Origin of the sequence: Pseudomonas asuensis (genome assembly GCF_014646755.1) — a bacterium.
In the GTDB taxonomy this organism is placed as follows: domain Bacteria; phylum Pseudomonadota; class Gammaproteobacteria; order Pseudomonadales; family Pseudomonadaceae; genus Chryseomonas; species Chryseomonas asuensis.
Genome location: NZ_BMNW01000070.1, coordinates 1 through 1,189 on the forward strand (window position 1 = coordinate 1; position 1,189 = coordinate 1,189).

General features: G+C 54.6%; 1 protein-coding gene. It reads right to left on the reverse strand.

Annotation, left to right across the window (positions count from 1 at the left end):
• Positions 1-1,189, reverse strand: a 1,189-nt coding sequence (gene tuf / locus IEX86_RS24695; protein ID WP_188868787.1) for an elongation factor Tu, incomplete at both ends; no start/stop codon positions are given.

Here is a 1,189-nt window from a genome sequence, read left to right on the forward strand (position 1 = left end):
TCGACGATCTTGGCAACCACGCCGGCGCCTACGGTACGGCCGCCTTCGCGAATTGCGAAGCGCAGACCTTCTTCCATGGCGATCGGAGCGATCAGGGTAACAACCATCTTAACGTTGTCGCCCGGCATTACCATCTCAACGCCTTCTGGCAATTCACAGTTACCAGTTACGTCAGTAGTACGGAAGTAGAACTGAGGACGGTAGCCCTTGAAGAAAGGAGTATGACGACCGCCTTCTTCCTTGGACAGCACATACACTTCGCACTCAAACTTGGTGTGCGGCTTGATAGTGCCCGGCTTAGCCAGAACCTGGCCACGCTCTACGTCTTCACGCTTGGTACCACGCAGCAGCACGCCTACGTTCTCGCCTGCACGACCTTCGTCAAGCAGCTTACGGAACATTTCAACGCCAGTGCAGGTAGTCTTAACGGTGTTCTTGATGCCGACGATCTCGACTTCTTCCTGCACCTTCACGACACCACGCTCAACACGACCGGTCACCACAGTACCGCGACCGGAGATGGAGAACACGTCTTCGATTGGCATCAGGAACGGCTGGTCAATGGCACGAACCGGCTCAGGGATGTAAGCATCCAGAGTCTCTACCAGCTTACGCACAGCAGAAACACCAATTTCGTTATCATCCTTGCCATTCAACGCCATCAGCGCAGAACCTACGATGATTGGAGTATCGTCGCCTGGGAAGTCATAGGTGTTCAGCAGATCGCGAACTTCCATTTCTACCAGCTCGAGCAGCTCAGCGTCATCAACCATGTCGGCCTTGTTCAGGAACACGACAATGTAAGGAACGCCTACCTGACGGGACAGCAGGATGTGCTCACGCGTCTGAGGCATGGGGCCGTCAGCAGCCGAACAAACCAGGATAGCACCGTCCATCTGCGCAGCACCGGTGATCATGTTCTTCACATAGTCAGCGTGGCCAGGGCAGTCAACGTGAGCGTAATGGCGAGAGGCCGAATCATACTCAACGTGGGAGGTGTTAATGGTAATACCGCGCGCTTTTTCTTCCGGAGCGTTATCGATCTGGTCGAAGTTACGTGCAGAGCCACCCCAAGTTTCAGAGCAAACCTTGGTCAGGGCTGCGGTCAGCGTTGTCTTACCATGGTCGACGTGGCCGATGGTGCCGACGTTGACGTGCGGTTTGTTACGTTCAAATTTTTCTTTAGCCA